This is a genomic window from Pirellulales bacterium, from assembly GCA_035533075.1.
Lineage (GTDB): Bacteria > Planctomycetota > Planctomycetia > Pirellulales > JAICIG01 > DASSFG01.
On the sequence record DATLUO010000269.1, the window covers coordinates 1 to 25167 of the forward strand.

General features: G+C 63.5%; 20 protein-coding genes. 12 read left to right on the forward strand and 8 right to left on the reverse strand.

The genetic code is table 11. From position 1 onward, the window contains the following. Window positions 1–217: 217 nt before the first annotated feature. Genes VNH11_33550 through VNH11_33560 form a run of 3 tightly spaced genes read right to left on the reverse strand, consistent with a single transcriptional unit; the run spans window position 218 to window position 4869 of the window. Entirely contained in the window at window positions 218–919 is a 702-nt protein-coding gene (locus VNH11_33550) for an ABC transporter ATP-binding protein (protein ID HVA51316.1), read from the reverse strand. A 33-nt stretch (window positions 920–952) separates the two neighbouring features. Beyond that, window positions 953–1300, reverse strand: a complete 348-nt coding sequence (locus tag VNH11_33555) for a hypothetical protein (GenBank protein HVA51317.1) — start codon at window positions 1298–1300, stop codon at window positions 953–955. Continuing rightward, a complete protein-coding gene (locus VNH11_33560) occupies window positions 1279–4869 on the reverse strand; it encodes an Ig-like domain-containing protein (protein HVA51318.1) in 3591 nt (1196 codons plus the stop codon). Before VNH11_33560 ends, VNH11_33555 begins: the two co-directional genes overlap by 22 nt. A gap of 116 nt (window positions 4870–4985) precedes the next feature. Here VNH11_33560 and VNH11_33565 point away from each other — a divergent pair, with 116 nt between their 5' ends. Beyond that, window positions 4986–5585, forward strand: a complete 600-nt coding sequence (locus tag VNH11_33565; protein ID HVA51319.1) for an RNA polymerase sigma factor — start codon at window positions 4986–4988, stop codon at window positions 5583–5585. Window positions 5586–5675: 90 nt separating this feature from the next. On the opposite strand, the gene VNH11_33570 is transcribed toward VNH11_33565, so the two are convergent. After that, on the reverse strand, window positions 5676–6308 hold the full coding sequence (locus VNH11_33570) for a hypothetical protein (protein ID HVA51320.1): 633 nt from the start codon (window positions 6306–6308) through the stop codon (window positions 5676–5678). Between the two features lies 1 nt (window position 6309). Here VNH11_33570 and VNH11_33575 point away from each other — a divergent pair, with 1 nt between their 5' ends. From VNH11_33575 to VNH11_33605, 7 genes are all read left to right on the forward strand, one after another. After that, entirely contained in the window at window positions 6310–6876 is a 567-nt protein-coding gene (locus tag VNH11_33575) for a sigma-70 family RNA polymerase sigma factor (protein HVA51321.1), read from the forward strand. 531 nt (window positions 6877–7407) lie between these two features. Next, window positions 7408–10197 (forward strand): bifunctional serine/threonine-protein kinase/formylglycine-generating enzyme family protein, encoded by a 2790-nt coding sequence (locus tag VNH11_33580; protein ID HVA51322.1) that lies wholly within the window; start codon window positions 7408–7410, stop codon window positions 10195–10197. Beyond that, window positions 10148–13939, forward strand: coding sequence for a WD40 repeat domain-containing protein (locus tag VNH11_33585; protein ID HVA51323.1), 3792 nt, complete (start codon window positions 10148–10150; stop codon window positions 13937–13939). Before VNH11_33580 ends, VNH11_33585 begins: the two co-directional genes overlap by 50 nt. 2 nt (window positions 13940–13941) lie before the next feature. Continuing rightward, on the forward strand, window positions 13942–14424 hold the full coding sequence (locus VNH11_33590) for a WD40 repeat domain-containing protein (GenBank protein ID HVA51324.1): 483 nt from the start codon (window positions 13942–13944) through the stop codon (window positions 14422–14424). Window positions 14425–15076: 652 nt separating this feature from the next. Next, the gene (locus VNH11_33595) at window positions 15077–15508 is read left to right on the forward strand and encodes a hypothetical protein (protein ID HVA51325.1); all 432 of its coding nucleotides are present in this window, start codon (window positions 15077–15079) and stop codon (window positions 15506–15508) included. Window positions 15509–15775: 267 nt separating this feature from the next. Beyond that, entirely contained in the window at window positions 15776–16633 is an 858-nt protein-coding gene (mutM, locus tag VNH11_33600) for a bifunctional DNA-formamidopyrimidine glycosylase/DNA-(apurinic or apyrimidinic site) lyase (protein ID HVA51326.1), read from the forward strand. Between the two features lie 104 nt (window positions 16634–16737). Continuing rightward, window positions 16738–17034, forward strand: coding sequence for a hypothetical protein (locus VNH11_33605; protein HVA51327.1), 297 nt, complete (start codon window positions 16738–16740; stop codon window positions 17032–17034). Window positions 17035–17082: 48 nt separating this feature from the next. Here VNH11_33605 and VNH11_33610 read toward each other — a convergent pair whose 3' ends face one another. From VNH11_33610 to VNH11_33625, 4 genes are all read right to left on the reverse strand, one after another. Next, the gene (locus VNH11_33610; protein HVA51328.1) at window positions 17083–18642 is read right to left on the reverse strand and encodes a radical SAM protein; all 1560 of its coding nucleotides are present in this window, start codon (window positions 18640–18642) and stop codon (window positions 17083–17085) included. Between the two features lie 91 nt (window positions 18643–18733). Further along, complete coding sequence (locus VNH11_33615) at window positions 18734–19150, reverse strand: transcriptional regulator (GenBank protein ID HVA51329.1); 417 nt, start codon at window positions 19148–19150, stop codon at window positions 18734–18736. Beyond that, window positions 19147–19752: a hypothetical protein gene (locus VNH11_33620; protein HVA51330.1), complete on the reverse strand. Its 606-nt coding sequence runs from the start codon at window positions 19750–19752 to the stop codon at window positions 19147–19149. The genes VNH11_33615 and VNH11_33620 overlap by 4 nt, the downstream gene beginning before the upstream one ends. A 93-nt stretch (window positions 19753–19845) precedes the next feature. Further along, window positions 19846–21297: a neutral/alkaline non-lysosomal ceramidase N-terminal domain-containing protein gene (locus VNH11_33625; protein HVA51331.1), complete on the reverse strand. Its 1452-nt coding sequence runs from the start codon at window positions 21295–21297 to the stop codon at window positions 19846–19848. Between the two features lie 274 nt (window positions 21298–21571). Between VNH11_33625 and VNH11_33630 the strand changes: the two genes are divergently transcribed. The 4 genes from VNH11_33630 to VNH11_33645 all read left to right on the forward strand — a co-directional run bounded on the left by VNH11_33630 (window position 21572) and on the right by VNH11_33645 (window position 25029). Next, on the forward strand, window positions 21572–22216 hold the full coding sequence (locus tag VNH11_33630) for a methyltransferase domain-containing protein (GenBank protein HVA51332.1): 645 nt from the start codon (window positions 21572–21574) through the stop codon (window positions 22214–22216). Window positions 22217–22233: 17 nt separating this feature from the next. Further along, window positions 22234–23349: a glycosyltransferase gene (locus VNH11_33635; GenBank protein HVA51333.1), complete on the forward strand. Its 1116-nt coding sequence runs from the start codon at window positions 22234–22236 to the stop codon at window positions 23347–23349. Between the two features lie 191 nt (window positions 23350–23540). Continuing rightward, window positions 23541–23987, forward strand: coding sequence for a division/cell wall cluster transcriptional repressor MraZ (gene mraZ / locus VNH11_33640; GenBank protein ID HVA51334.1), 447 nt, complete (start codon window positions 23541–23543; stop codon window positions 23985–23987). A 337-nt stretch (window positions 23988–24324) separates the two neighbouring features. Beyond that, complete coding sequence (locus tag VNH11_33645; protein ID HVA51335.1) at window positions 24325–25029, forward strand: metal-dependent hydrolase; 705 nt, start codon at window positions 24325–24327, stop codon at window positions 25027–25029. Window positions 25030–25167: the final 138 nt, after the last annotated feature.

Below are 25167 nucleotides of genomic sequence, written 5' to 3' on the forward strand. Positions count from 1 at the left end.
GTCCCGCCTTCTGCCGCCGCGACGCGGCGGCAGAAGGCGGGACGCGCGCCGCCGACAAGGTGAAAAGGGAATCATCGGGGCCGCATCTGGCTTTCCATCATCGCCCGCCTGGGGCAAGCCCAGGACGTGGCGGCGAGAAGAAAACCACCCCGTCTTCACTTCGTTCCCTTTGTTCGCTTCTGTTCAAAAGACTTCCTTTCATGCGTGCCAATCTGTGTCATCCTGGTCGGCCTTCTCCGCGGTCGTCGCTTTGCCGAATCCGCCCGTTCTCAATCTTCAGTTCGCGGTCGAACAGCGGCGCGAGCCGCGCGTCGTGGGTGACCGCGATCAACAGCGCCCCGACCGACCGCGCTTCGTCGATCAGCAACCGGACTGCTTCCTCGCCGTGCCGCCAGCCGAGGGCCGCAGTCGGCTCGTCGGCCAGCACGATCTTGGGGGTGTGCAGCAGCGCTCGGGGAATTGCGAACCGTTGTCGTTGTCCGCCGCTTACTTCGTGCGGACGGCGATGCCGCAAGCCCGCGACGTCGAGCCGGTCCAGCAGGCCATCAACCCGTTTCCGCAATTCGTTCTGGGGCACGCCCGCATTGCGGCCGATTGCCAACAGGTTGTCTTCCAGCGACAGAAACGGCAAGAGATGCGAATGCTGAAACACAAACCCGATCGCGGTACGGCGCCGCTCCGTTCGCTTTGCCGGCGGCGCGGCGTGGACAGGCACGCCGCAGACATGAAGTTCCCCTTGCGTCGGCGCGAGCAGGCAGCCAAAGATCGAAAACAGGGTCGTTTTTCCCGACCCCGACGGCCCCATCAGCACGCACGTTTCGCCGGCGCGGAACTCGGCCGCGACGCCGACGACCGCCGCCTCGTTCGTCTCGTCGTTGCCATAAACGTGCGTCAGGTTGCGGCAAATCAGAGGGTTCATTGGCGCATTGTTCGACCGCGATCAATCATGTCATCACCCCGCGTCGCCAGGTTCTGCGGCAGCGAGTCCGAGTTCCACAAGCGAGTCGGCCAATACAAGGGCACGGCCCAATTCGCGCAGACGTTCACCGGGCCAGGCTTCGAGGCATGCCACGGCTGTCGCCGACAGTGGCCCGAAGCGGGACTCAAGCTGCTCACGTACCAGTTCGCGCTGTCCCTTCAGTACCCCAAGTTCCATTCCCCGCTGCTCGACGTGATCTAACAATCCCATTTCCATCGCTTGTACTCCTGCATCCGGATGGTTACGAACCATGTCTTCGAACTGCTGCCGTTGCTCTTTGTCCGTCGGCAAATAGGCGCTCACGCATTCGCAGAGCAGCATCGGCGACGTAATGGTCGGTCTCGCTCTGGAGGGGCGCGCGCCCCAGGTACTCCTGAAACCAGCCGGCAACATCGTTGCCGAAGGCCTCTTCGCTGTTGAAGAAAAAGAGCGCGATGGCGGTCTGGATATCGCTGGCGGCCATTCCCTCCGCCGAACGCTGTTCGTACCAAGTCGTCCAGTATTGCGAGCCCGGCGCATCCGGCTCGCGGCTCAGGACGCGTTGGTAGAGCGCGTTCACCCATGCTTCCGGCGTGCCGCCGGCGTCGGTATAGAACTCGGTGCTCGCCGCAAACCCGGCCTTGATCCCTTCCGGCCCGCCCGTCGCGTGCCAGACCGCCTCCCAATGGTTCAGGCCGCTCGCTTCCGGCTCGCGCCCCCAGGTATTGTTCGTAATAGCCGGTGATGACTCTGCTGAGCAGCTCGTCGCTCTCGAAAAACCCGAAGGCCATGGCGCCGGTGTTGCCGCCGTTGTTGAAGTAATTCGTCCAGAACTGCAGGCCGCCCGGATCAGGCGCGCGATCGAGTACCGATTCGTAAAACTTCCAGACCACGCTCGCATGTTGCGAGAGCACGGTGACCGTGGCCGTTCCCTGATGGCCCTGAGCGTCGCTGACACTCACCTGCGTGCTGTCGAAGCCGGGGAAACTGGCCGTGGGCGTATAGGTAAACGAGCCGTCGGCGTTAAAAGCGAAGGTGCCGTCTTGCGCGCCGGTGACGGTGCTGGTGGCCACCGTGAGCGGGCTTGTTGCGGAGTCGTTTTTCAACATTCCGTTATCCGCGCTCACCGTGTCCGCGCCCGGCCCGATAACGTAAACCGCGTCCGTCAGATCGAGTTGGCCCGGCGCGGGAGTCGTGTCGGCAGAAACGATGGCCTGGCTATTCACGGCGACATCCGGGTCCGTGCCGCGTTCGATATCGACCTGAATCGTGAAGTCGCCGTTGGTGGCGTACTCATGCGCGCCGAGCACCTCGAACCCGCCAGCCGAATCGGTTACGATCGTCCCGGACGACGAGCTCCCGTCTCCCCAATCAATCGTCGCCGAATAGAAGGCGACGTCGCCGGTCCCCGCCGGGTCGGTGAAGCTGGCGACGATCTGCTGCGAAATGGCGCCGCCGGCCGTGGCATCGATCGTGTAGCCACCCGTCGCTTGAAGTGGCGAGCTGCTTTTGGTGCCGGGATCGGATAACGAGCTTGTGGCATAGACGCCCATCAAGACCGGATCGCCCGCTGGCCCGATTCTCTGGCCACACGTCAGTTCGTTGCCCGCGATGCCCTGCGGCGTAGCGACTCCGCTGATTGCAAACAGCTCCTGGCCGCCGCCGGCCGCGTCCGGCGTGACTGCGATCTGCGCCGCGGGGCCCTTGCGCACGAGATAAAAAGCACTTCGCGATTGCCCGTTTTGGTCGAAAACCATGTTATAGGTCTGCTGATCGGCGCTATTGATGCCGAACAATTCAGGGTTGCCGCCGGCGTCTTCGCCAAGTGCGATCTGCGCCCAGGTGCCCGTGTCGATCAGGGACGGAGCGGCGGTGAAGCCTGACGGCAGGGTCACATCGCCGTTGCTGTTGAGATGCAGCGAGTCGATCCGGCCGCTGCAAATGGCAAACAATACCGGGTCCCCAAAGTGATCCGAGGCCGCGGCAACCTGCGACGCAAACAGGGGGAGGGCGACAAAGTTACCCGCCGTGCCCGGAATGAGCTGGGGACCGCCATTGGCCGCGAACTTAAGCTCATAGACCTGAGAAGTGGGCGAGGTGATTGCATAGACCTCGGGTTCGCCACTCGCGTCGTGGCCGACCGTGATTTGCGTCGCTGGCGGACCGCCGGCTAACAGCCACCCCGAGTTCGCAGTTGAGGGTGAGGGCGGCACCAGGTCGTAATAGACCTGGTGGGGCGCCGCCGCGCTGATCGCGAACAACTCAAACTCGCCGTCCGGCAGAGTGGCGACCGCGATACTTTGGGCAATTCCCCCCGTCACGAGTTGATAGCCTCCATTGGGACTGCCATCGGCGTTCAGTTGCAGCTCGTAAACCATCTCGTTGCCGCTAATCGCGAACAGCGCCGCGGCATGACCCTGTAGATCGGTGCCCACGACGATCCGCGCCGCTTTTCCTGGTCCTGCAAGCTTGAAGTAATTCGGAGTCGGCGTTCCCGTTGCATCGGGCGTGCCGGCGGCATCGAGGTTCTGGTAATAAACCTGCTGGTCGACCGCGCTAATGGCAAATAGCTCCGGGTCGCCGTTCGCCGTGACGGCTGCGGCGATTTGCGAGGCCCGGCCGTTGCCGACTTGCGAGTAGCCATTCAGGCCGTAGGTGTCGGTCGACAGATCCGCAACGAGATTGACGGCGACGGGAGCGCCTAGACCGGTGACCAAATCGTAGCCGGAACCCGCCGCGTAATATCGAAATGGATACGGTTCGTGCGACGGGTCGTAGGGGGCGTTCTGGGTAATGTCATTGAAATCCCAGGAAGGAAGGCTATACAGCATCGGCAACGTCTGCGTGGGGCCGTCGAGCGTGGGAAGACCGTTTAGCGCGCGCCCTTCGTTTGCGATGGCGATCAGTCCCGCGAACTGCGGAGCGGCGGCGCTGGTTCCCACCTCCACGGTCCAGGCACTCTGGGAACCGGCCTGCTGGGCTGCGTACGAATCGTAGATCGGGAAGGCCCTGTCCTCGCCGCCCAAAAACGCGACGTCCGGCGTGCTGCGGACGTCCGAGTTGGTGACATTGGGAACCTGGAACCATGGCGCCGATAAGGTGGAGAGGCCGCCGCCGCTGTAGCTGGCCGCGATTTGCTGCCCGCTGGAGCTGAAGTCCGTTGCGCCGACGCTGATCACGTTTGGCGATGCCGAAGGAAATATTGAATACGGGCCGGAGTAATCGTGCGGCGAAGCGTCGCGGTCTCCGGAGGCGGCCACGAACGTGACGCCGTTATGGCCGGCGGGCGTCGTGAACAGACTGTCGCTGTATTTGTCTGTCGCCGGCGACCAGGCCGTTCCATTGCTCGTCGAAACCGAAGGGGGCGGCGGATCGCCAAAACTCATGGAAACAACCGACACCCCAGGCGCCGATCGCGCAGCGTTGATGGCGGCCGATAGATCGGTGGGCGTGTAGCCGTTGGCTTCCATCAACACTAGATTCGCTCCGGGGGCGATGGCGTGGGCCCACTCGACATCCAGCGATATTTCCGAGGACCAGTTGCCGAATGGCTGCGGCGGAACGGCGTAGGGGTTCCGGTAGCCGCTGGAGGAGCTGATCGTCGTCGGTATTCCATTTTCAACGTTCTCGACGGTGAGAACTGGCTGGGGCAGGCCAAATTGCGAATCGAATGCCGCCACATCCTGCTGGATCGTAGGGTCGTCGTAGGCATCGACGATGGCGATCGTTTGGCCGCTGCCGTCGCCGTGAACGCTGCCGAAGTGGACATGGTCGATTCCGTAGTCGCTTGTGACTTCCTGCGGTGTGTAGGCGCCTGGAATGGGCGAGATCGACAAGAGCTGCCGCGATTCGAGGGTTTCGCAGCGAAGGGCATGAAGACGGCGGCGAAACAAATTCGGGCTGACTTTCACGGTTCGGCCTCCTGAAAAGAGTTGGTGAGTCACGCGGCCGACCTGGCGACGAGCTGGTATGAGCCGCTATGCTGGAAATGCGGATCCGATTCGTTAGCCGGAAAATGATCTTCTTCATGGCCATCAATCCTGAGTTCCAGGCCCTGCTGGAGCGCGTCAAGAGCGGCGATCAAGAGGCGGGCAGGCTGCTGTTCGAGCGCTTTACGCGGCGGCTGATCGGCCTGGCGCGCACGCGGCTCGACTCCGCGGTCGGCGGCCGCGTCGATCCGGAAGACGTCGTGCAGTCGGCCTACAAGAGCTTTTTTGTCCGCTTGTCGCGGGGCGATTTTCAGCTCGACGATTGGGGCAATGCCTGGGGCGTGCTGACCACGATCACGCTGCGCAAGTGCGGGCATCGTATTGAGTATCTGCGTGCCGCCTGCCGCAATATTGCGCTGGAAGCCGCGTCGCCCGCGTCGCCGGACGACTCGGTGGCGGCCTGGGAACCGATTGCCCGCGGCCCCACACCGGCCGAAGCGATCTCTCTGGCCGAGCTCGTCGAACGGCTGCTCGATGGGTTGGACGCGCGCGATCGCCAAATCGAGCTGCTCCGCCTACAAGGCTTCACGGAGCAAGAAATCGCCGTTCAGGTCGGCCGCACCGACCGGACCGTGCGGAATGTGCTTGCGCGAACGCGCGCACGTCTGGAACGATTGCTGGACGATGAGCGAAGCTGACGCCGAGAAGTGAAAACTTGCGGCCGGCCGCCCACAGAGCGCGGACGTACCGGCCGCGAGCTCGGCGGGACACCACTCCCGGATGAAGCCTCACTTGCCGCGAATGAGAACCGCGGCGACGGTGCCTCCTTCGGGGTGCGGCCCCGAGTGGTTGATCTTCCCGTTCTGCGGAATCACCACCCACGTTCCCGCCGGGGTCACCGCAGTGTTCGGTAGTGACAATGCGTAACCACGCCCGGACCGGCACCAGGTCCCACGGGCACTCCCATCTGGATACGTCACGTGGAAAGTGCCGTCGGAATGGAATAAATACTCGACCGGCAGGGAATAGCTGTGGCTGGTCTCGCGGCCGGTCCATTTGCCGACGAGCGGTTCCACCGCGGGTTCCGGTGCATTCGTCGTCGCCGTCCAGGCCTTCGTCGCCCTAACCTGAGCGACATAGTCGTTTGCGGCTTGGGTGCTGTCCGTCTGGAAGGTCCGCTCAGGCTGCTTCACCCATTGACCACTCACCTTCATGTAGACCCACACAGCATATTTGCCTTTGGTTTTCTTGGTGGCCCCGGCGTTGCCGTTGGCTTCACGGCCGAAAACCGGAAAAAGAGGAATTAGCGGGGCTTCGGAAAAGAAACTTGCAATTCCCCCCCGTTTCAGGCAGAATGCGGTTTCGAGCGGCGCGGAGGGTGGCGCCGTCCTTTCCCGGCCGAGATTTCGGGCATCCGCCAAGATGGATACGACGCCGATCAGTCTGCTTCAACGCGTGCGGCAGCCGGACGATACCGACGCCTGGCGAAGGCTGGTCGAGCTGACGACGCCACTGCTGTTCGCCTGGGCCTATCGCGCGGGGCTCCGCGATCACGACGCCGCCGACCTCGTGCAGGACGTGTTGGCCGTGCTGGTCGATAAGCTGCCCACGTTCGATTACGACCGCGAGCGCAGCTTCCGCGGTTGGCTGCGGACGGTGACCAAGCACAAGCTGCTCGAAAGGCGGCGGAAGCGGCTGCCCGACGCCATGTCGCCCGACGACCCGCGGCTGGGCGAGCTGCCCGATCCGACCGTGCTCGACCCGTTCTGGGAACAGGAATACCGCCAGAAGCTCGTGGGCCTCGCTCTGGAGTTGATGCGGGCACACTTTCAGCCGACGACCTGGCAAGCCTGCTGGGAACACGTTGTCTCCGGTCGTTCGGCCGCCGACGTGGCCGCGGAGCTGGGCCTGACGCCCGCCGCCGTCTACGTCGCCAAAGGCCGTGTGCTGCGGCGGTTGCGCGCGGAGCTGAATGGTATGTGGGAGTAACGGAGAGTTCAGGGTTCAGGGTTCAGGGTTCAGGAAAGTGGCGGTTGCGGGCCGGTGGGCGATGCCCACGCTACAAAAAAAATTGACCGGCAGGTGTTAGGTTTTCGCTTCTCGCGCATAGTTCTTTTAGACGCGAACTTTGGACTCCAGTTACCGAACCCTGAACCCCGAACCCTGAACCCCGAACCCTGAACCCTGAACCCTGAACCCCAACCCCCAACCCAAAACCTCTATGGCCACCTCGCTTTGCCCCGATCGTGACGAACTTCAGCGGATGCTGCTGGGTCTGTTGCCGGAAACGCAATCGGAACAGTTGGAACAGCACGTCTCGGAATGCCAGCGGTGCGTGGCGACGCTGGTCGAGTTGGGCGGCGGAGATACGCTGGTCGAGGCGATGCGGGCAGGGCCGGCCGCGGCGGCCGAAATGGCCGCGTATCGCGACCAGGCGCGGGTGGTGGTCGATCGCTGGGTCGCGCCGCGCGGGGCGACGCCACGCCGGCTGGCTCGGCATCCGACGAGCCGACTTCGGAGTTGGGTCCGCGCCGCACCTTCACGTCCGACCTCGAAGACGAAGACATCGACTTTCTGGCCCCCGCCCAAGCAGCCGACGAGTTGGGCCGCCTGGGAAACTATCGGGTGCTGCGCGTGCTGGGATCCGGCGGCATGGGCGTGGTGTTCGAGGCCGAAGACCTGCAGCTCAAACGGCGCGTGGCGCTCAAGGCCATGAAGCCCTCGCTGGCGGCCAGCTCTTCCTCGCGCAAACGCTTCGTGCGCGAGGCCCAGACCGCCGCCTCCGTCGAGCACGACCACATCGTGCCGATCTACCAGGTCGGCGACGACCGCGGCATCCCGTTCATCGCCATGCCGCTGTTGCGCGGCGAGACGCTGGCGGACAGGCTGCAGAAGGGTTCAGGGTTCAGGGTTCAGGTTTCAGCAACGGAGGAGGCTAAGACCCAAGACCCAAGGCCCAAGACCCCAATCCAAAATCGAAAATCCGATCCGCTCCCCCTCCCCGAAATCCTGCGCATTGGCCGCGAGATCGCGCTGGGCCTCGACGCGGCCCACCGCGCGGGGCTGATCCATCGCGACATCAAGCCGGGCAATATCTGGCTCGACGCCGCCAACGGCCGCGCCAAGATTCTCGATTTCGGTCTGGCCCGTGCCGCCGGCGCGGACGATCACCTCACGCAAACCGGCGCGTTGTTAGGCACGCCCTCGTATATGGCGCCCGAACAGGGCCGGGGCGAGGAGATTGACGCACGGGCTGATCTCTTCAGCTTGGGCTGCCTACTCTACCACATCGCCACCGGCGTGCGGCCGTTCGTGGGCCGCGACACGCTTTCGACGCTCTTGGCGGTAACGACGCACGAACCCCGCCCGCCGCGAGAGTTGAACGCGGAGTTGCCGGCGGAGTTGAACGAGCTGATCGTTTGGCTGCTCTCGAAGGATCCCGCCGGCCGGCCGCAAACGGCGAGCGAGGTTGCTGAGCGGTTGGCATCTGTAGGGAACGGCCTCCGTGGCGTTCCGGAAAGGGAGGGTCGGCTTCCCAGCCCGCCTCGTCAAGAGGAGATGGAGAGACAGAGAGACGCAGCGACAGAGCGGCAAGACGCGACTCTTTCCTTCGCTCCTTCGCTCCTTCCCTCAGTCTCCCCCTCGCCCCTTCCCTCCCTCGCTCCCACTCCTCCCGCCCCTCCGCGCCGCCGCGGTCTCGTCGCCGTGGCGGCCGCCGCCGCGGCCGTGCTGGCCGGCGTCGTCTTCTTCCTCCAAACCAACAACGGCACACTCCGGGTCGAGATCAACGATCCGCAAATCGAGGTGTCGGTCAAAGGCACGGACATCACGTTCAAACAAGCCGACAACGGCGCTGACGTGAAAGTTTCGCCCGGCGACAAGACGCTCGTGGTCGAGCGTGGCGACTTCAAGTTCGAGACCGACAAGCTGCTCCTCAAGCGTGGCGACGCCGTGACGGTCGCCGTCACACTCTCGGCCGACCGGGTCGAGGTGAAACTGGGCGACAAACTGATCGGGCAACGCAAGCTGCCGGAAGACTTGCTGGCGACTAAGGGCGGCGCCACGACCGCCGAGCATCCTGCGAATGAAAACGCGCCGCCCAAGGATCCAAGGTCGAGTCGAACCGCCCCTGGTTGGCACGGTTGGCCTGCCGATGCACCCGCGCCGGCCATTGCCCCCTTCGACGCCGCGCAGGCCAAAAAGCACCAGCAAGCGTGGGCCGATTACCTGAAGCTGCCGGTCGAACACACCAACTCGATCGGCATGAAGTTCGTCCTCATTCCGCCGGGCGAGTTCACGATGGGCAGCACCCTGGCGGAGATCGAGGAGCATCTCAAGGTCGCCAACCCAGACGACAAGCAGTCGCAGGAGTGCATCAAAAGCCAATCGCCGCAGCACAAGGTGGTGCTGACGCGACCTTTCTATCTCGCAACACGTGAAGTGACGCAGAAAGAGTACGAAGTGGTGACGGGCGTGAATCCCTCGTACTTCGCCAAGACTGGACTCGACAATGATTTCGTGCGACAGGTCGCCGATCTCGACACCGCGAACTTTCCGGTCGACGGCGTTAGCTGGAACGACGCCGCGGAGTTTTGCAACAACCTGGGCCGCCATGAAGCGTTGAAGCCGTTCTACTTTCGTGCTGACGACACGGTCACGCCGCTAAAAGGGAACGGCTACCGTCTGCCGACGGAAGCCGAATGGGAGTTTGCCTGCCGTGCCGGAACGACGACAAAGTTTTGGACCGGCGACCGGGAAGAAGACCTGATTTCCGCCGGCTGGTTCGGTCGCAACTCGGGTGGGCGGACGCACCAAGTCGCAGAACTGGCGGAAAACCCGTTGGGGCTCTTCGACGTTCATGGAAACGTCTTGGAGTGGATCGAGGACTCGTGGCAGGCAGCGTCTTATGAGCAGTTTGCGGGAAAGCAAGCGATCGACCCCAAAACTCCATCGTCGCGCGGCTCGCTACGATTGTTCCGCGGCGGCGACTGGGGCGACAGCGGATCCGCCTGCCAATCCGCCCACCATTTCTCCTGTGCCCCGACCGGTGCCCCCGTCAGCATCGGTTTCCGGCTGGTGCTGGTCGTTGACGCGCTTCGCGGCGACAGATTAGCGGCAAAGCCACAACCGCAAGCTCCTAAGACCGAAGACCCAAGCCCTAAGATCTCCGCCATCAATCCAAAATCCAAAATCCAAAATCGAAAATCCAAAATCTCTCAGTTCCGCAGCCATCGTCACGCAGCCGGCGGCGATCGAGGGCGTGAAGAGTTGGACGCTGGAGACGATCGGGCATCGCGGCGGGATCTATGAGGCCGAGTACAGCCCCGACGGCAAATGGCTCGCCACGCTCGGCTACGACTGCACCATTCGCCTCTGGGATCCCACCACCGGCAAGCTCGTGCGGATCATCGTCGGTCGCAATCAGGGCCGCGGCTCGATGTCGTGGTCGGCCGACAGCAAACAACTCGCGGTGGTCGATCGCGACCTGATTCGCGTCTGGGATGTCGAGACCGCCAAGCTCGTGAAAACGCTGCCCGTCGAGCCGGCTGATTACATTTACAAAGCCGCCTGGTCGCCGGACGGCAAAACGATGGCCATCGGCCTGCGGCGCGGTCGCGGCAATAACCGCAACCTGCTGGAGCTCATCGACATGCCAAGCGGCGACTTGCTTCAAACCATTCCGGCGGCGTGGAGCGACGTCGACGAAACAAACCCGATCTGGGTAGCTGCGCCACAGGGTCTATGCTGGTCCCACGACGGCCAGCGGCTGGCCTTTGGCAACGCGGTGCTCGACGTGGTCACCGGCCGATTGTCCTCGGTCCTCGGGGGCCAAACACTCGCTTGGCGTGCCGACGGTGTGCTGCTGGCGGCGCCCGCCGTCAGGGCGTCCGAGCAGTCAAAAGAGGAGACAAAAATCGAACTTTGGCGCGCGGAAACCGGCAAAACGCTCGGCGCGCTGCCGGGTTACGCATTTCCCCGCGATGCAGGTTATCTCCCTCCGCCGCGATTCAGCGCCCGGGGCGAAGCTCTCATCGCCGTGGCGGCGACCTTTCTTGAACCAGGTACGGGCCTCGTCTGGAACACGGATTCGTCTTCAGTCAGCCGTTCGTTCCCGGTAAGTACGGATGAGGGCTCCTTGCAATTCGCGGTGGCTGCCTCGGGAACGAGTGTCGCGGCTTTCAGCGCGGCAGGCGGCCGATTGCGTATCATCGACCTCGCGGAAGCCGAACCGCGGGTCGTGCGCGATGACCTCTTGTTCTACGTACCGCATGTGCCGAGCTTTGCGGCCGCTTGGTCGCCCGACGGTGCGACGCTCGCCGCTCGCAATGAGGACAACCAAATATGTTTTTGGGATGTCGCGGCGTGCCGGCCGCGTGTGCGCAGCATGCAACCGGCGCATGACATAACGGCGCTCGGCTGGTCGCACGACGGCGCATTGGTCCGCGCTTTGAACTACGACTACTCAATGGTCTGCGACGGCACGACGGGACAAGTAGTCCAAAACGCTCCGACTGCACACGGTTCACTCGCATCGCCGTCGCTCCACGGCGACTTCATCGCCTTGGCGGAGGCCGGGCACGTTACCGTGCATGCGCTCAACCCACCAAAGTTGCTGCGCAAGATTGTCACCGCGAATAAGCTTCCGCCGGCACTTTCTGCCGACGGCAGCCGCCTGGCCACGATCGCCGACAAGACGACGATTTGGGACGTGGCCAGCGGCAAGCAGCTTGGAATGCTCGATATTGCCGCGCCGGCGGAATGGTCGCCGGATGGGAAGCGGCTGGCGTTTACGCTGGGCAACGGTGAGCGATTCGAGATTCGCGAGGTCGAGACGGGCAAGCGAGTGGCAGAATTGCAACTGGACGGCCTGGGAAGGCCATCCTCCGTGACTGTCGCCGAGGGCGCGCGGTTGGCGTGGTCGCCCGACGGCACGCGCATCGCCGGCTTAGGACGCGTCTGGAACGCCGGTTCAGGCGAGGCGATCTGCTGGCTGGAACGCTTCGGCGCGCAGGCCCACACCGGGCAGCCGGTCTGGTCGCCGGATGGCGCTTACGTGGCTTACTGCGGTCCCGACCGCGCCGTGCAACTCGCCGACGCCGCGACCGGCCGCATGGTCGCCACGCTGTACTCATGTACGCGCGGCCGCACACTGGCCGTCAGCCCGCACGGTCATTTCCGCGCTTCACCGCGCACCGACGAGCAATTGGTCTACGTCGTCGAGACCGACGCCGGGCAAGAAACGCTCTCACCGCAGGAATTTGCCGACAAGTATGGTTGGCGGAACGATCCGACGGTCCTGGGAATCGGCAATCATGGCGCCGGCTTGGCTCGGCTGCAAAGCGACCGTACTCCTCACGCTCCGCGTGAGGGAAACCATCACGCGGAGCGTGATGCCTACGGTGGCCGAACGAAGGAGCAGCCGGACGCCGCCAATCCGAAATCCAAAATCGAAAATCCAAAATCACTTAGTCCGCTGGCCACCGTGCAGCAACCCGCGAGTTTGCCCGGCGTCGAAAGCTGGTCGCTGGAGCCGGTTTCGCCATCAGGATGGGTGAGCCTCCAGCAGACGAACTCGCTTGCGCTCAGTCCCGACGGCAAGCTGCTGGCGGTCGGGGGCGACGATTGCCACGTACGCGTCTTTAATTGGGCGACCGGCAAAAAGCCTCGCCTGGCCAAACTTCTATTGGGCCACGCTTCGCCGGTTGGCGCCGTGGCTTGGTCGAGCGACGGTCGGCGGCTCGCCTCGGCGGAGCTGAGCCGCTCCGTTATCCATCTCTGGGATGTCCCCGCGGGAAAACTAATCTGGGCAACGCCCGTCGGCACCGACTGGATCCGTGGCCTCGCATGGTCGCCTGACGATAAGATGTTAGCCGCGATAGGCCCCCACGGCCCGTGGCTAGTCGATGTACAGACCGGCGAGCTTCTGCCCACGGTTAGGGAGCAGAGGTTCGACACGCAGCAATCCCTCGCCTGGGCGCCCGATGGCAGGCGATTGGCGGCCGGCGGCGCCGGAGCGGTGCAGATTTGGGACGTGGTTACAGGCGAGCTCGTCCGCGCGCTCACCGATTCCGGTGGGGACGGCGGCTTTTTAGCCTGGTCGCCTGATGGGCATTCTCTGGCGAGCCAAGGCGCACGCGCAACGTGCATTTGGAATCCTGATGATGGTACGCTGCTCAAAAAGCTGCCGGCTGGAAATGCGTCTGCTGGCTTTGTGGCAAGCCCGGCATGGCTCGATGACGGCTCGAAATTACTTGTTTGGCTGTCGGACCAGGCGGGGAGATGTGAGATCTGGAATGTCGCCAGCGGCGAGCGTGTCGATCAAGCCGGACTGCAACAGCCTCGCCGAACTGAGTCGGCCGACGGCCAGGTCATCGCGTCGGGCGGGCAATGGGACGAGATGCCGATTACGGTGCTTGACCTGCGTTCAAGAATGCGCCGGCAAATCTCGAAGGCGCCCTTGAGTCACTGTGCAGGCATCTCCCAGAGCGGTAATCTGTTCACCGGCGGTCCCACGCCGAGCGTTTGGCGGCAAGCACCGGCAACGCGTATTGAGATGGTTCCATCCATCGCTGGAGCACAGTTCGCCTCTTGGATTAGCGATGGCACGCTATTCACATCAGGTGCGGGCAACCGGCTTTCGACCAATGGCGGCCAGTGGCAGACTCGTGAACTTCCGATGCTAAATCGGTGGTCGATCGCCGGAATTCCTTGCGCTGTCTCGCACGATCAACAGCAGGTTGCCGCGGTGCAGAACACAAACGATGGCACGATCGCCGGCATTTGGGAACTTGGAAACGGCAGGCACGTGATCGACCTTGAGCCGCACACAGCGGCGATCGGATCGCTCGCATGGTCGAGCGACGGCCAACGCGTGGCGTCCGCCAGCGATGCCGCAATCCATCAATACGATGTCGCGATTCACGACTCCAAGAGCGGCCGGCGGCTTGCGGGTTTCCCAAGGATGTCCTGTGCCTTTCGTGGTCGCCCGCAGGCCGCACGCTGGCCGTCGCATGCGATGACGGCGCCGTTTATCTCTGCGACGAGTCACTGAATGTGCGGCACGCGTTGAGCGGACACGCCGCGCTCGGCACAGCTTCCCACGTTCGCCGATCGGTGCTGGCCCTCGGCTGGCACGACCAAGGGGCAACCGTGCTCACCGCCGACTCGCTCGCGGTGCGATTTTGGGACGCCGCGACCGGCAAGCTAAAACGCAGCACGCGCGAACACATTTCCACTAACCTGCAATGGCAATTAGTGCCTCGGTTCTCGGACGACGGCCGATTTCTCCTTATTCCCGGTGCCGGCGTGCGCGTGATCGACACCGCCAGCGGCGATCTGCTCGCCACGATGCGACCGTTACCGGACAGGCAGGCCGCCGTCATCAGCCCGGACGGGCACTATCTCGGCACGCCCTGGGCCGAAGAAGACCTTGTCTACGTCGTGCAAACGGCCGACGGGCAAGAGCTGCTCTCGCCCAAGGAATTCGCCGCCAAGTACGGTTGGAAGAACGACCCGAGTAAGGTGAAGTTGCCGTAGTTAGTCCGTGGTCCGTGGTCCGTGGTCCGTTGTCCGTGGTCCGTTGCCAAAGAGCGGATCGACCAAGGTGAAGCGGCCCGTTACCGACGACGGACGCTACAGAAGCAAACGAAGGCAACGAGGGGGCCGACAAACTCCTTCGTTTCCTTTGTCTGCTTCTGTTCGAAATGTCCGCGACGCATGAAGCACGGCGGTCGCGTATAATGTTACCGGGCCTGAAAGAAGCATTGAGCGTCCCGAACAGGGAGAATACGAACAGCGGGACGAGCTGCCGTGACCTACCTGCTCGACACCAACGCGTGGATCGCCTATCTGCGGCAGAATAACCCTGTTTGGTATTCTTCGTGAAACCATTATAGCAGGGCGGCCGCGGCATGAGTTGGCTCGCGATCCGTTGTCAAGGGCGGCGTCTCGTCCGCCGCTTTTTGGCGCTGCCATTTCCCAGCAGCACCGCCACGGCTTTACCGTTCCGCGTGACCACGACAGGCCCCGTGGCGCTCGCCTTCACAAACGAACTGAGGTTGGCTTTGACTTGGGCCACCGACGCGATTCTCATTCGACCTCTAATAATTGACTGAAGTTTTGCCTCGCCATCGCCGATAAACTTTCCGCCACTGTGTACGAGGGGGGAGCCTCGACAGTCGGAGCAAACATGTCTAGTGTCAATCCCACGGGGACAACATCCACCTTCTCCTCGGCGCTGGCGGCCCTGAAAGCCACGAGTACCGCGGGCACGCCCGGCGGGCCGGCGCCCACTTCGCTCGACCAGTTGCAGCGGACGTTGTATCAGCAGCTCGATCAGGCCTTCAAGCAGGGTTCGTCGCTCTCCGACATCGGCGCTTCGTTGACCCAGCAAGTGTCCGCCACGCTCGAACAATATGGCGTCAGCGACGACCAGCGGCAGAGCGTGATCAACAACCTGCAGCAAGTGTTTTCCCAGGCGTCGAACCGCTCGGATGCACGCCAAAATGCGCGGCAAGTGCTGGACAACTTCTTCGCGACGCTTCAGCCGTCAAGTAACGGCGAGCAAACCGCGTCGGCCGGCTCTCCGCTTCCGAGTCAGGGCATCGATCTTACGGCGTGATGGTTGCTATGACTTCGCGCGCTCGGTAATAGGACATTCGCGGTGGCTGGGGCAGAGCTTGGCCAGGCAGCGGTCGGCGCGGCAAAAAGCGTGGCGGCCAAGCGATGCCCCGGTGGTGGCGCTACCGGGGCATCGCCGCGGCTGAGCGTTAGGTGGGGAAATCGCCGAGCGCGCGGCTCTGCCCCAGCCACCGCGGAACACCACGGAGGGCGTTCCCTACCGAGTTGGCCGCTCGCCAACTCGCTTTGGCCGCCCTACAATGCCGGCATGCCCGAACTACCTGAAGTCGAGACCATGCGGCGCGGCATTCTGCCGGTGTTGCAAAGCCGGATTGCCGGCGTGGTGTTGCCGCGGTGCCGCTTGCGGCCGATTGAAATCGTGCCCGCACCGGCGAGCTTTCGCCGCCGAGTGGTGGGCCGCACGATCGTGGCTATCGACCGCATCGGCAAGCGTGTGGTGCTGCGGCTGGATGCGCGCAATGCGACCGGCGGCGACGCCATCGTCATCGAGCCGCGCATGACCGGCCTGGTGCTGGTGAGCGACCCGCCGAACCGAGAGCACTTGCGATTTGGCCTGCGCTTGGCGGGCGGCCGCGCCAGCGACCTTTGGTTTTGGGACCGGCGCGGCCTCGGTTCGGTCCGGCTGGTGTCGCCCGGCGAGTTCGGCGACCGCTACGGACTCAACCGCATCGGTCCCGATGCGTTGGAGATTTCGGTCGAGACGTTGCGAGACCGCTTGTCGTCGAGCCGGCGGGAAATCAAGGTGGCCCTGCTCGACCAGCGGGCGTTGGCAGGTATTGGCAATCTCTATGCCTCGGAGATCCTGCACCTGGCGGGCGTTCATCCGCGGCGGCGCTGCGACCGCTTGAAGCCGGCGGAATGGCGGCGCCTTCACGCGGCCATGCGCGAAGTGCTCGAAGACGCGATCTTGCACGAAGGCTCGACGCTCGCCGACGGCACGTATCGCAACGCCTTGAATGAGGCGGGCAACTATCAGAATCATCACCGCGTCTACGACCGGGCTGGCGACGCGTGCGGCGCGTGCGGAGGGAGGATCGAGCGCATCGTGCAGGCCCAGCGTTCGACGTTTTGTTGCCCCAAATGTCAACGGCTGGGCCGTAAGTAAGGATTCGGAACCTCCGATGCGTACGTCGATTCAGGCAATCCATGCTGGCTTTATTGAATCCTACCATCCGACCCGGTAGACTAAACCATAACGCAGTTCGAAGAATGAAAAAAGAAGCTACCGTCGAAATACTGTCGGGTGCGATCAATCACGTTGTGCTAAGGACTCCGGGGCGCAATTTCCCCGGCATGGTAATTCAGGGCGACAGCCTGGCGAGGCTCTACCGATGCGCCGCAGACATTTGCCGCCTTGCAAAGGGCTGCGGCGACGAGGAGCTCGCCGGTGAAGCTGACGCGCTTTGCACCGAGCTCGGCGAGCGTCTGGCCTTCTATGAAAAAGTCTTGGAGTCGCACGGCATCGAGATTCCCTATGCCAGTCCGCTGGTAAAGGAAACCGCCTGACTGGCCAGTGAGCCGACAGCCGACTCGCTCGGCAATCGCGCCGTCTCGTCACACGCTCGCCGACACAACCGATCCGCTCATCGGTACGCGCGAGGACGCGTCGGCCGCCAATCGCTCGCGGAAGCGCACGTGGCGCCAACGCGTCCAACGCACCAGCGGCTTCCAGACGGTGTGAACGAGACGGTGCTTGATGAGCAGGTGCCAGAAGCGATTGCTCCGCTTGTAAAGGTAACTCATCGCCAAGTAGGGGAGCACCGCCGAGCGGTCTGCCGGCCGCCGACGCCAGATGCTGCGCGGAGAATAAAGCCAACGGTAAAGCCAGTCGTAGCCCAATTGCAGGTCTTCGGGCGACATGTGCTTCGGTCGAAAAACCACGTGGGCCGTGTCGTACAGATCCCAGTTCGTGTGCAGCAGGCGCCCCGCGGACCGCAGTTGCGCGAAAAGCGGCGTGCCCGGATAAGGCGTCAGGATGTGAAACGTGCCGCTTTCAATGTGGTTCGATTCGATCCACTCGGCCAGCCGTGAAAAACTCTCTTTTCGGTCCTGGTCGAAGCCGAGAACGAAGCTCGCATTCACCTGGATGCCGTGGTCGTGCAGCAGGCGCACGCGTGCCGCATAGTCTTCGGCCCGCGGAGAGCGCTTTCCGGCCGCGGCGATGTTTTCGTCGGAAAGCGATTCGAACCCGATGAACACGCCCGTGCAACCGGCCAGCGCCATCTCGCGGACGACATCCGGGCGGTCCGTGACATCAAGCGAAACCGCGGCGCTCCATATCCGCTTGAGAGGCCGCAGCTCGCGGCACAGCTCGCGCAAATAGTCGGGCTTCGAGCCGAGATTGTTGTCAATGAACACCGCGTAAGGCTCGTCGTCTGCTTCCCATTGCCGGCGAATGTCGGCGGCCGACCGGACGCGGTAAGGCATCGAAAGCCCCTTGGTGCTCAGGTAGCAGAATCCGCAGCGATTGTGGCAGCCGCGCGTGGCAATGAGACTGGTCGTGGTCAGAAAGCTCTGCTTGGGCAGCAGGTCGCGGCGCGGCACAGGGTCGGCATCGTAGGACCGCTCAAAGCCTGCCCGGTAACGCGGATGCAGCGACCTTCGCTCCGCGTCTGCCAGGACCACCGGCCACAATTGCACGCCGTCGCCGATGGCCAGCGCGTCGGCGTGCGGAGCCGCCTCATCCGGGCATGACAGCACGTGCAGCCCTCCGAGCACCACCTGGCAACCATGCGCGCGAAACCAGGCCGCCAGCTCGTAAGCACGCCGTGCAAAGGTGAGATGCACCGTGATGCCGACAACTTGCGGCAGCGGATCGACCGGCGGCGGCCCTTGCAGCAGGTTTTCGTCCCAATAGCGGACTCTCCACGAGGCCGGTGTCGCCGCCGCGACGCTCGTCAGCGCCAGCGTCGGCGTCAACACGTGCTTGCCGAAACTGGCGTGCGGATCCTTCGGATAAAACGGGTTGATGAGCAGCGCGTAGCGAGGCTCGATCGGCCCCGCATGCAGGCCGTCGATACTCGGCGCTTCGACCAGCTCTCTGGCGATCCACAGCGGCGCGCGCGGTTGGTAGAACGGATCGTCAGGAACCGACGAAAGAAGGCGGTGCAGCATGGGATGAATCCAGCGCGGGGTAGTGGCAAGTCACTTTGTATTGCAAAGTAAATGGACGTAACGGTTTCCTCAGCAGGCGGCAAGAAGGGTTCTAAGCGGGGGACAAGCCGGTCAGCAGGTTCGGTTTGGAATTGGCGGACGCTTTTGCCGAGCGGTCCCGCTCGCGGGCCACCACGGCGGCATCGGCGATCACCTGTTCCAGCACCGAAACGTATTCGACGAATCGTTCTCGGCCGCTGGCGGTTACGCGACAAAGCGTTTGCGGACGCTTCCGGCTCGTCCCCTTATAGATCTCGACCAGGCCCTCGTCCTGAAGGACCTTGAGGTGCCGGTTCAGATTTCCGTCGGTCAGTGCGCAGAGCTCTTTGAGATCGGCAAAGAGCAGTCCCTCGGGATGGGTGACCAGCGACGTCATTATGCCCAACCTGGCCTTTTCGTGCATGACGCGTTCCAACCCGTCGTAGGCGAACCGCCCCGGCCTTTCTGGCAGACGATCAGAGAGGGTCATGTGCGCTCCAGTGTCTGATACAGAATCGCGGCCGCCAGCGTTTGTCCGACGCCGAACGTGCCGGCCATGGCCCAGGGCGAAAGGGCATAAACGCCGTGCGCCGTCGCCAGGCAGACCGTGCCCGCGACCAGATACCAGACCCCAACCCAAAACGCCGGGCGGGGCAGCAACCGCCAGGAGGCGAAGATTCCGAGGCTGAACACGATCGACCAGAGTCCGGGCAGCATCCAGAGGCATTCGCCGGCATATCGAACGACGACGGCGGTCAACAGCGCGCCGGCCACAAGACAGGGAAAGAACTGCTCGACGGCCAGACAGGTGTGCCGGACCGACAGCGGCGAGTCGGCACGCGCGCAGCGCACTGAAATCTCGATCGCGGCCACCGCGAAGCTCAGCACCGCCGCTCCGATCCACAGAGCGAGGTACTCGCCTGGCGTGCCGGTTGGATTGGGAACGAACGACGCCTGAAGTGCGGCGGAAACGAACGCGGCGATCGCCGAGAAGGCGACGATGGCCGAACGATAACCGCGAAACGTCTCTGTGCGAGCGAGATGGCTGCGGATGTCGGAAATCTGGGCCAGTGCTTCGTCTAACGGCGGCATGCGCTCCTCCAATTCTTCGTCGCCTGAAGTCGGGCGAATTGCTTTGTATTGCAAAGTATCTCTGCCGCCCGCCGGTTCGTCAAGCCTATCGGATCAGGGCGTCTCCTTTTTCAGATCCGCGGCCATCTCAAGGAGCTCGTGCAACATTTTATCGGAAGCGTGTTTTTCCAGCCGGTTCGTGCCGAGCCAGGTTTCATAGCCGCCCAGGTCGTGCTGCCGCGGCGTGGGAAGGTAACCGTAATAGCCGTGGTTCAGCGAAACCATGAACGAATCACGGAAGGGCGAGCGCCGCTTGAACTCCAGCCCGATCTCGCAGAAAACCTCGTTGGGCATGCTGCCGATGCAAACTTGCCCGATGCGCAGCACCTGCAACGGCATCGGCATCGCGTGGGGATAGTCGGCCATGCTCAGCGCGCGTTCGGCATAGATGGCCGGCAAATCGGCCTTGCCCGGCGTGGATGATTTCGCGGACAACGTGTTCTTGGCCCAGGTAAGTTGTTCTTCGTTCGGCTGTCGCCAGCCGATGTCCGGCTCGCGATACCGCGCGGCAAGCGCGATCTCGCGAGAATAGGCGGCGCCGGCCAGTCCCGCCTGGACTTTGCGTGCCACGTCGCCGGCCACCGCGCGCATTTGTTCGTACGGCTTCTGCGGCGGGCGCGGCTGCCGAAAGTTGATGTTGTTGATGTCGCCGCTGGTGCCGTTGGCCAGCATGGCCACGAACGGCGGGTCGAGCCGCTCCGCGTCGAGCAACCGAGCGAGCTCGTTGCAGAAAACGGCGAAGTAGTCGGCCGAAATATGCCCCGGTCCCACGCCCCCGACGTAGTGCAGGCTGTAGGCGGCAAACACCGAGATCGGTTTGCCGTCGAGGCCGCGGACCGCGATGATCGAAACCGTCGGATCGGTGGGGCCGGCCGGTTCGAGCAGATTGGGGCTGCCTGGCGGCGGGTTCATTTTCACCAAGTCGGAACCGCCGAACGGATTCGGCGGAATGCTGCCCGGTGTCATCGACCAGCGGCGGTTGAAGACGTGCTCAGGGGCATCGACTTTGACGAACGCCAACTCGGCCGGCCGCAGATTGTTCGCCGCGCATTGCACTCCGTCGGCGATACGCCGGGCGACGAATCGCTGATACTCGTCGGGCTGCTGATCGTACTTGAAACGATCGCTCCCCATCGCGCTGGCGGCCGAGTGCGTGTGCGTGGCACTGATCAGGACGTTTTCGCGAGGAATGCCGACCGCATCGGCAATCCGCTTGCGTGCTTCGTCGCTGACCAGGCGATGGATGCCAAGCAGATCGCAGACGACGAGCGCCAAGCGGGTTTTGCCGTCGTCGAGCACCAGGCACCGGGCATGCAGTTGATCGTGGATGTGCGTCGAGTGAATCGGCAGAAACCCGCCCACAATATCGCTGCCAAGCGGTGGCGTGATGTTGCTCGTCGCCGCGCCGGCGCGAAAGCTCGCAACGTCGTCGGCACGTGCGGATTGCAAGAGGGCCAGGAATGCGATCCCGGCGGCAACAAGCTTCGAGCGTAAGAGAGCATTCATTTTGGCACCTGGTTGTAGTGGCTGGGGCAGAACCTGGCCCTTAAAAAACTTCGCCTTGCGGCGTTCCGGAAGTTATCCCAGTTTTATGCCGCCGTCGTAAGGTGGGACCAGCGAGCTTGCGAGCGCCGGCCCACCGTAAAAGACGTCGCTAACTGTGGGCCGGCGCTCGCAAGCTCGCTGGTCCCACCTTACGTTGGTTGCTAATAGGCATTGGCATTGCCGCTGAAATAGCTAGGTTAATGATGCCTGTCGCTGCGTGCCACCACCCATTGCCATGTTCCGCGATCATCGACTCTTCCTCCGCGAATACCTGCGCCACTTCCACCACACGGGCGCCATCTTGCCCAGCAGCCGCTCGCTGGGCGCGGCGTTGGCGCGTCACGTGTCGGACGGCAACGGCGACCGACGCATTCTGGAGGTCGGCCCCGGTACGGGGGCGGTCACGCGACAGATCGTTTCACGTCTGGGGCACAGCGACCGGCTCGATCTCGTCGAGCTGAATTCGGCCTTCGTCGAGCGACTCAAGCACCGCTTCGAGCGCGAACCGCCTTTTGCCGCCGTGGCCCAGCGGGTGCAAATCATCCATTGCCCGGTGCAAGAACTCCCCCGCGAGCAGCCCTATGATGCGATCGTTTCCGGGCTGCCGCTCAATAACTTTTCGGCCGGCGACGTCGAGCACCTTCTCGACACGATGATGCGGCTGCTCGCGCCCGGCGGAACGCTGTCGTTCTTCGAATACATCGGCATCCGTCCGGCACGGGCGATCATCAGCGGCCGGGCGGAAAGGGCCCGCTTGCGCGGCGTCGGCTCGGCCTTGCGCGCGCTGCTCGACGGCCGGGAGTTCCGCCGAGATTGGATTTGGTCGAACGTGCCGCCGGCGTGGGTCCATCATGTGCGTGCGGAGCGACCGGACGCTTGACCGACGCAATCTCACCTTTGCGCATCGCCCTCGCGATCACCGAGCTTGACGTCGGTGGGGCGGAACGCTGCCTGGTCGAGTTGGCGACGCGGATCGATCGGCGACGTTTCGCTCCCGTCGTCTATGCCCTGTCGCCGCGACCCGCGCCCGAACGGCGGTCGCTCTTGCCGCTGTTGGAGGCGGCCGGCGTCGAGACGCATTTTCTCGGCGCGCAGCGTGCCTGGCAGGTCGCCGCGGTCGTGCGGAAGCTGGCCGGCCTGCTGCGGCGGCAACGTCCCGATGTGCTGCAAACGTTTTTGTTCCACGCCAACTTCGTGGGACGCTGGGCTGCCTGGCTGGCGGACGTGCCACACGTGTACTGTGGCGTGCGGGTGGCCGAGCGAGGCGCACGTTGGCACCTGTGGCTCGATCGGGCCACGGGCCGGCTCGTCGACCGTTACGTCTGCGTCAGCCGGGCCGTGGCCGACTTTTCACGTGCGCAGCTTCACCTGCCCGAAGACCGCGTCGTCGTCATACCAAACGGCGTCGACTTTGAGCGGTGGGCCACCGCCGCCGCCGCCGACCTCGCCGCGATCGGATTTGCCCGCGAACGGCGAGCGGTGACCTATGTCGGCCGCCTCGAGCCGCAAAAGGGAGTGGCCGAACTGATCGAACATAGCCCGCTGTGGCTTGAGCGCCTGCCGCGGCACGACTTGTTGATCGTCGGAACCGGCCCAATGGACGCTCGCTTGAAATCGCTGGCCGATCGAATCGGAGTGGCCTCGCGGATCCACTTTGCCGGCTGGAGATCCGACGTGCCTGAGATCCTGAAAGCCAGCGATTTGCTGGTGCTGCCCAGCCGCTGGGAAGGCATGCCCAACGTGGTGTTGGAAGCGATGGCCGCCGGCAGGGTTGTGGCGGGCACCGATGCCGAAGGGATGCGTGAGTTGCTCGGCGAGGCGGCCGGCGACCAATTGGTCGAGCGAGGAGATTATCGCGCCCTGGCAGAACGAATCGCGATCTTGGCCGCCGACGGCACCGCCTTACGCCGATTAGGCGATGCTAACTCCCTGATAGCAAAGGACTTCAGATTAGAGGGCATGGTGGCGGCCTACGAGCGTCTCTTCTGGGAGACGGCCGGACGGCAAGGATAGAACTCCGGCCCACAAAAATTCTTTTGACAACTTAGGGGTAATCGCCGCGACGTAACTGCCTTCCCACCTTGACATTCCGGAGTTTCAACGATTCGTAACTGCTTGCGGTGCCGCGCCCCTGCTTGACGCGGCCACAATCGGCGATATTCTGGGGCAACTGTGGGGATGAGTGGGGGGAAGTGGTAATGCTGTTGACCGGAACATTTCTGCGTGCGGTCGACGACAAGCTTCGCCTTGCGATCCCAAAGCGGCTAAGAGACGCGTTGATCGGCGAAGGCAAGCCGGAGCTTTACGTGACTCCCGGAATCGACGGATCGCTGGCGATTTATAACACGGCCACGCTCGATCGGCTCGCGCGGCGGTTGGCGGAATCGTCGCCCACCAAGAACGAAGTCCGCAGTTTCAACCGGCTTTTCTATGCACGGGCGGAATGCGTCGAAATCGACGGCCAAGGCCGCGTGCGCCTTCCTCCGGCACTGGCCGAGTTGGCCGGCCTGACAAAAGAAGCGGTGTTACTGGGCGTGCATGACCACTTGGAGATTTGGGACCGGGCACGTTGGGAGGCCTACCTGGGCGATCATGCTCAGCGCTACGATGAAATCGCGGAACAAGCCTTTCAACCGCGAGTTGACGCCTAGCAGGAACCAGCCATGCTGCTCTGTTTTTCGGTAGTGTCGTCCGTCCGTTGGTTCGCCGTGCGCGGCGATCATGGGCGACGGTTTGCGGCCACCAACCGTCCTCTGCCGATCGTCCGCGGGTCAGGAGGGAGGGATCCCTCCGGCCGCGAAAGGCGGGACCGCTCGCCCTAGGCGAGCCGCCCGTAAGCATCCCACCCTGTCAGCGGACACACGGACGCGTCCCAGGGTGGGCTGCTTTTTTCTGGCCGCATGAAGCATAAACCCGCCTTGGCCGACGGGGGCCTTTCCGGTACAGTTACGCCCGCGCTGTCATCGTCCCCTCGTGAAAGGATTCACCATGCCGGGATTCAAAATCCACATCAGTGCCAGCACGGCCCTGGGAGCCGCCTATGGAACGGGCGCGGCGCTGTTCTTCGACGTGCCCTTGCCGACGTGCATCCTTTCGGCCGGTCTGTGCAGCGTGTCGGGCATGCTCCCCGACTTGGACAGCGGTCCCGGCATCCCGTTGCGCGAGAGCCTGTCGTTTGCCGCCGCCTTCGTGCCGATGCTCCTCTTCGACCGCGCGCGACAAATGGGCTGGACGCACGAGACGATGGTGCTGGCCGGGGCCGCCTTGTATGTGCTGATTCGGTTTGGCTGTGGCTGGTTCCTGCGGCATCACAGCATCCATCGCGGCATCTTTCACAGCATACCGATGTGCCTGATCTTCGCCGGGCTGGCGTTCTTGTTATGTAACACCGGCGATCTGCCGCTGCGTTATTACAAAGCGGGAGCGGTGGTGATCGGCTTCATGTCGCACTTGATTCTCGACGAGATCTGGAGTGTCGAGCGGGCCGGGTTCGGCTTCCACTTGAAAAGCTCGTTCGGCACCGCCGTGAAACTCTGGAGTCCCTGCTGGTGGTCGACCGGCTTGACCTACGTCTGCTTGCTGATGGTGAGCGTGTTGGTGCTGAACGACCCCATCTGGTCCGGCGTCTCGCCCACTGGACATGAGCTGCACGAGATCGCTTCCGATATTGTCGACGACGTGCAGCGCCGGTAAGCGCTCCACGGTGTGGCACGGGTGATGGCACTTCGCGCCGGGGCAGCCACGGAATTCATACCGCACGCGGCCGACCAGCCCGCCGCGGTCGTAGGGTGGGACAAGCGAGCTTGCGAGCGCCGACCCACCCTTGGCGAC

Excerpts from the sequence above, each read along its gene's own strand:
- VNH11_33550 (HVA51316.1), bottom strand. The coding sequence starts at position 919 with ATGAACCCTCTGATTTGCCGCAACCTGACGCACGTTTATGGCAACGAC.
- VNH11_33555 (HVA51317.1), bottom strand. The coding sequence starts at position 1,300 with ATGCTGCTCTGCGAATGCGTGAGCGCCTATTTGCCGACGGACAAAGAG.
- VNH11_33565 (HVA51319.1), top strand. The coding sequence starts at position 4,986 with ATGGCCATCAATCCTGAGTTCCAGGCCCTGCTGGAGCGCGTCAAGAGC.
- VNH11_33575 (HVA51321.1), top strand. The coding sequence starts at position 6,310 with ATGGATACGACGCCGATCAGTCTGCTTCAACGCGTGCGGCAGCCGGAC.
- VNH11_33595 (HVA51325.1), top strand. The coding sequence starts at position 15,077 with ATGTCTAGTGTCAATCCCACGGGGACAACATCCACCTTCTCCTCGGCG.
- mutM (HVA51326.1), top strand. The coding sequence starts at position 15,776 with ATGCCCGAACTACCTGAAGTCGAGACCATGCGGCGCGGCATTCTGCCG.
- VNH11_33605 (HVA51327.1), top strand. The coding sequence starts at position 16,738 with ATGAAAAAAGAAGCTACCGTCGAAATACTGTCGGGTGCGATCAATCAC.
- VNH11_33610 (HVA51328.1), bottom strand. The coding sequence starts at position 18,642 with ATGCTGCACCGCCTTCTTTCGTCGGTTCCTGACGATCCGTTCTACCAA.
- VNH11_33615 (HVA51329.1), bottom strand. The coding sequence starts at position 19,150 with ATGACCCTCTCTGATCGTCTGCCAGAAAGGCCGGGGCGGTTCGCCTAC.
- VNH11_33620 (HVA51330.1), bottom strand. The coding sequence starts at position 19,752 with ATGCCGCCGTTAGACGAAGCACTGGCCCAGATTTCCGACATCCGCAGC.
- VNH11_33625 (HVA51331.1), bottom strand. The coding sequence starts at position 21,297 with ATGAATGCTCTCTTACGCTCGAAGCTTGTTGCCGCCGGGATCGCATTC.
- VNH11_33630 (HVA51332.1), top strand. The coding sequence starts at position 21,572 with ATGTTCCGCGATCATCGACTCTTCCTCCGCGAATACCTGCGCCACTTC.
- VNH11_33645 (HVA51335.1), top strand. The coding sequence starts at position 24,325 with ATGCCGGGATTCAAAATCCACATCAGTGCCAGCACGGCCCTGGGAGCC.